At 49.4% G+C, this 5,830-nt stretch carries 2 tRNA genes and 3 rRNA genes; all 5 read left to right on the forward strand.

The features are described from left to right. The first annotated feature begins 329 nt into the window (after positions 1 to 329). The 5 genes from ACO0LG_RS29390 to rrf all read left to right on the forward strand — a co-directional run bounded on the left by ACO0LG_RS29390 (position 330) and on the right by rrf (position 5,781). Positions 330 to 1,858 (forward strand): 16S ribosomal RNA (locus ACO0LG_RS29390). Between the two features lie 85 nt (positions 1,859 to 1,943). Next, a tRNA-Ala gene (locus tag ACO0LG_RS29395) sits at positions 1,944 to 2,019 on the forward strand. 25 nt (positions 2,020 to 2,044) lie between these two features. Next, positions 2,045 to 2,121 (forward strand) — tRNA-Ile (locus ACO0LG_RS29400). Between the two features lie 419 nt (positions 2,122 to 2,540). Beyond that, a 23S ribosomal RNA gene (locus ACO0LG_RS29405) occupies positions 2,541 to 5,416 on the forward strand. A gap of 252 nt (positions 5,417 to 5,668) precedes the next feature. Further along, positions 5,669 to 5,781: ribosomal RNA gene (rrf, locus tag ACO0LG_RS29410) — 5S ribosomal RNA — on the forward strand. Together the 16S, 23S and 5S rRNA genes with 2 tRNA genes alongside form the textbook arrangement of a ribosomal RNA operon. The last annotated feature ends 49 nt before the right edge of the window (positions 5,782 to 5,830 follow it).

The following is a 5,830-nucleotide window of genomic DNA, read 5'->3' on the forward strand; positions in this document are numbered from 1 at the left end:
GGTGTTGACAGCGGTAATAAAGTGCTTCATAATCTCGTTTCTCTGCTGCTGACGCACACAACGCTGCGACGCAAAACTGGATGAATAAGTAGTCTGGTGAGGCAGAAAAGATTTTGGTTCTTTAACAATTAACAGTCAATAAATGTGGGCACTTTGCGAAGCGCACCAGCTAACTTAGGTTAGTTGGAAATGCTTAAATAATATAGCAAGTGTTCACAAGAAATAAAGCAAGACGATGATTTAGTAATAAGTCATTGAACTGTCAGTATTTTGAGTGAGCGACACTGTCCGCAAGGACGGAGTTCAGAAATGAACACAAAACAGAGATTAAACTGAAGAGTTTGATCCTGGCTCAGATTGAACGCTGGCGGCATGCCTTACACATGCAAGTCGAACGGCAGCGCGGGGCAACCTGGCGGCGAGTGGCGAACGGGTGAGTAATATATCGGAACATACCCTAGAGTGGGGGATAACGTAGCGAAAGTTACGCTAATACCGCATACGATCTGAGGATGAAAGTGGGGGATCGCAAGACCTCATGCTCATGGAGTGGCCGATATCTGATTAGCTAGTTGGTAGGGTAAAAGCCTACCAAGGCGACGATCAGTAGCTGGTTTGAGAGAACGACCAGCCACACTGGAACTGAGACACGGTCCAGACTCCTACGGGAGGCAGCAGTGGGGAATTTTGGACAATGGGGGCAACCCTGATCCAGCAATGCCGCGTGAGTGAAGAAGGCCTTCGGGTTGTAAAGCTCTTTTGTCAGGGAAGAAACGGTGTTTCCTAATACGGAATGCTAATGACGGTACCTGAAGAATAAGCACCGGCTAACTACGTGCCAGCAGCCGCGGTAATACGTAGGGTGCAAGCGTTAATCGGAATTACTGGGCGTAAAGCGTGCGCAGGCGGTTTTATAAGTCTGATGTGAAATCCCCGGGCTCAACCTGGGAACTGCATTGGAGACTGTAAGGCTAGAGTGTGTCAGAGGGGGGTAGAATTCCACGTGTAGCAGTGAAATGCGTAGATATGTGGAGGAATACCGATGGCGAAGGCAGCCCCCTGGGATAACACTGACGCTCATGCACGAAAGCGTGGGGAGCAAACAGGATTAGATACCCTGGTAGTCCACGCCCTAAACGATGTCTACTAGTTGTCGGGTCTTAATTGACTTGGTAACGCAGCTAACGCGTGAAGTAGACCGCCTGGGGAGTACGGTCGCAAGATTAAAACTCAAAGGAATTGACGGGGACCCGCACAAGCGGTGGATGATGTGGATTAATTCGATGCAACGCGAAAAACCTTACCTACCCTTGACATGGAAGGAATCCCGAAGAGATTTGGGAGTGCTCGAAAGAGAACCTTTACACAGGTGCTGCATGGCTGTCGTCAGCTCGTGTCGTGAGATGTTGGGTTAAGTCCCGCAACGAGCGCAACCCTTGTCATTAGTTGCTACGAAAGGGCACTCTAATGAGACTGCCGGTGACAAACCGGAGGAAGGTGGGGATGACGTCAAGTCCTCATGGCCCTTATGGGTAGGGCTTCACACGTCATACAATGGTACATACAGAGGGCCGCCAACCCGCGAGGGGGAGCTAATCCCAGAAAGTGTATCGTAGTCCGGATTGTAGTCTGCAACTCGACTACATGAAGTTGGAATCGCTAGTAATCGCGGATCAGCATGTCGCGGTGAATACGTTCCCGGGTCTTGTACACACCGCCCGTCACACCATGGGAGCGGGTTCTGCCAGAAGTAGTTAGCTTAACCGCAAGGAGGGCGATTACCACGGCAGGGTTCGTGACTGGGGTGAAGTCGTAACAAGGTAGCCGTATCGGAAGGTGCGGCTGGATCACCTCCTTTCTAGAGTAGCGCGTAGTGAAGTGTCCACACTTATTGACTGTTAATGATGAATAGAGAACACAGGTAAGAGATCATGTTCCCGAAAGGGGGATTAGCTCAGCTGGGAGAGCACCTGCTTTGCAAGCAGGGGGTCGTCGGTTCGATCCCGTCATCCTCCACCAAGATTCTGGTAGAAGTTTAGGAATCGGGTCTGTAGCTCAGTTGGTTAGAGCACCGTGTTGATAACGCGGGGGTCGTTGGTTCGAGCCCAACCAGACCCACCACAAGATCTCGACAGTGCAAACGTAAGTCAGTGTCATGTAGAGCAATAAAGCTACATAAGAAGACAGTGAGATTTAGGTTTGTACTTTCAAAGCGAAAGACATAGTAATAAGTAGTTCTCGTTCTTTAACAATTTAGAAGAAGTAAAGTAGAAATAATCAAAATTATTTCTGTAAAGAGAAGTCAGTGACGACAGTTACTGATGGAAATTATGGAAGGGTTGTGATTGTATCGAACAAACATAGTATTAAAAAGAGTTTGAAAAGCTGTCGAAAGACAAGTTTTAGAAAAAATCAAATTCCTTGAGATACGGCAAACGCTAAAGTAATACTCATAAGTAGTAAAGAACTATAACCGGTTCTTGGTGATGAACCTGATGTTGAAGCAATTCGGCAGCAGACACCAGGAGTTAAAGTTATAGGGACAAGTGACTAAGTGCACATGGTGGATGCCTTGGCGATATCAGGCGATGAAGGACGTAGTAGCTTGCGATAAGCTGCGGGGAGTGAGCAAACACACATTGATCCGCAGATTTCCGAATGGGGAAACCCGGCCGTAAGGTCATTGCATACTGAATACATAGGTATGCAAAGCGAACGTGGCGAACTGAAACATCTAAGTAGCTACAGGAAAAGAAATCAACCGAGATTCCCAAAGTAGTGGCGAGCGAAATGGGAAGAGCCTGCAAGATTTAGCATCTTTGATAATAAAACGGAATGGAAAGTCCGGCCATAGAGGGTGATAGCCCCGTATATGAAATCATCGGTGTGGAACTAAGTTTGCGACAAGTAGGGCGGGACACGAGAAATCCTGTCTGAACATGGGGGGACCATCCTCCAAGGCTAAATACTCGATATCGACCGATAGTGAACCAGTACCGTGAGGGAAAGGCGAAAAGAACCCCGGGAGGGGAGTGAAATAGATCCTGAAACCGTGTGCATACAAACAGTAGGAGCGGACTTGTTCCGTGACTGCGTACCTTTTGTATAATGGGTCAGCGACTTACATTCAGTGGCAAGGTTAACCGCATAGGGAAGCCGTAGAGAAATCGAGTCCGAATAGGGCGAATCAGTCGCTGGGTGTAGACCCGAAACCAAGTGATCTACTCATGGCCAGGTTGAAGGTGCGGTAACACGCACTGGAGGACCGAACCCACTAATGTTGAAAAATTAGGGGATGAGCTGTGGGTAGGGGTGAAAGGCTAAACAAACTTGGAAATAGCTGGTTCTCTCCGAAAACTATTTAGGTAGTGCCTCTTGTATCACCGTCGGGGGTAGAGCACTGTTATGGCTAGGGGGTCATCGCGACTTACCAAACCATTGCAAACTCCGAATACCGACGAGTGCGAGCAAGGGAGACAGACATCGGGTGCTAACGTCCGGTGTCAAGAGGGAAACAACCCAGACCGCCAGCTAAGGTCCCAAAGTATAGCTAAGTGGAAAACGAAGTGGGAAGGCTAAAACAGTCAGGAGGTTGGCTTAGAAGCAGCCACCCTTTAAAGAAAGCGTAATAGCTCACTGATCGAGTCGTCCTGCGCGGAAGATGTAACGGGGCTAAGCTATACACCGAAGCTGCGGATATCCATTTATGGATATGGTAGGAGAGCGTTCTGTAAGCCTGCGAAGGTGTCTTGTAAAGGATGCTGGAGGTATCAGAAGTGCGAATGCTGACATGAGTAGCGATAATGGGGGTGAAAAGCCTCCACGCCGTAAGCCCAAGGTTTCCTGTTCAACGTTCATCGGAGCAGGGTGAGTCGGCCCCTAAGGCGAGGCAGAGATGCGTAGCTGATGGGAAGCAGGTTAATATTCCTGCACCGTCGTATGATGCGATGGGGGGACGGATCGCGGAAGGTTGTCCGACTGTTGGAATAGTCGGTTTCTGGTTCAAAGAAGGCTGTTAGGCAAATCCGGCAGCGTAATTCAAGGGACTGGGACGAGCGAATTTATTCGTGAAGCAATCGGAAGTGGTTCCAAGAAAAGCCTCTAAGCTTCAGTCATACGAGACCGTACCGCAAACCGACACAGGTGGGCGAGATGAGTATTCTAAGGCGCTTGAGAGAACTCGGGAGAAGGAACTCGGCAAATTGGTACCGTAACTTCGGGATAAGGTACGCCCTTGTAGCTTGACTGCCCTGCGGCAGAAGGGTGAAGGGGTTGCAATAAACTGGTGGCTGCGACTGTTTAATAAAAACACAGCACTCTGCAAACACGAAAGTGGACGTATAGGGTGTGACGCCTGCCCGGTGCTGGAAGATTAAATGATGGGGTGCAAGCTCTTGATTGAAGTCCCAGTAAACGGCGGCCGTAACTATAACGGTCCTAAGGTAGCGAAATTCCTTGTCGGGTAAGTTCCGACCTGCACGAATGGCGTAACGATGGCCACACTGTCTCCTCCCGAGACTCAGCGAAGTTGAAATGTTTGTGATGATGCAATCTACCCGCGGCTAGACGGAAAGACCCCATGAACCTTTACTGTAGCTTTGCATTGGACTTTGAATCGATCTGTGTAGGATAGGTGGGAGGCTTTGAAGCGTGGACGCCAGTTTGCGTGGAGCCATCCTTGAAATACCACCCTGGTTTATTTGAGGTTCTAACCTTGGCCCGTTATCCGGGTCGGGGACAGTGCATGGTAGGCAGTTTGACTGGGGCGGTCTCCTCCCAAAGTGTAACGGAGGAGTTCGAAGGTACGCTAGGTACGGTCGGACATCGTGCTAATAGTGCAATGGCATAAGCGTGCTTAACTGCGAGACTGACAAGTCGAGCAGGTACGAAAGTAGGACATAGTGATCCGGTGGTTCTGTATGGAAGGGCCATCGCTCAACGGATAAAAGGTACTCTGGGGATAACAGGCTGATTCCTCCCAAGAGTTCATATCGACGGGGGAGTTTGGCACCTCGATGTCGGCTCATCACATCCTGGGGCTGTAGCCGGTCCCAAGGGTATGGCTGTTCGCCATTTAAAGTGGTACGTGAGCTGGGTTTAAAACGTCGTGAGACAGTTTGGTCCCTATCTGCCGTGGGCGTTGGAAGTTTGAAGGGGGCTGCTCCTAGTACGAGAGGACCGGAGTGGACGAACCTCTGGTGTATCGGTTGTCACGCCAGTGGCATTGCCGAGTAGCTATGTTCGGAAGAGATAACCGCTGAAAGCATCTAAGCGGGAAACTCGCCTTAAGATGAGACTTCCCAGAGACTTGATCTCTTTAAAGGGTCGTTCGAGACCAGGACGTTGATAGGCTGGGTGTGGAAGTGCAGTAATGCATTAAGCTAACCAGTACTAATTGCCCGTAAGGCTTGTCCCTATAACCTTAGCAGGTTACAGGCTACGACAAGTATTGTGAAGTGTTTGCGAAATGTGCCAGCTGTGGAAACAGCAAGGTAGTTCGACAGCAGTCACAACCACTACCTCAAGCGATGGTCTCGCTTGAGGTAACAAAACAAATCTTGATTAGTGCGAAGACTCACCTCTGACGCACATTCTACTAAGCTTCTTCTGAATTGGATTTTTTGCGGGCCGCAAAGTAACGCAGCCTTCAATCAATCAACAAGTTATGCCTGATGACCATAGCTAATCGGTACCACCCCTTCCCATCCCGAACAGGACCGTGAAACGATTACGCGCCAATGATAGTGCTGCAACCAGTGTGAAAGTAGGTTATCGTCAGGCTTTTATTCCGCATCCCCCCGCTTATTCAGTTAAGCGGGGGTTTTGCTTT

The sequence above is a fragment of the Undibacterium sp. Ji42W genome (assembly GCF_049340405.1).
Classification (GTDB): Bacteria; Pseudomonadota; Gammaproteobacteria; order Burkholderiales; family Burkholderiaceae_D; genus Undibacterium.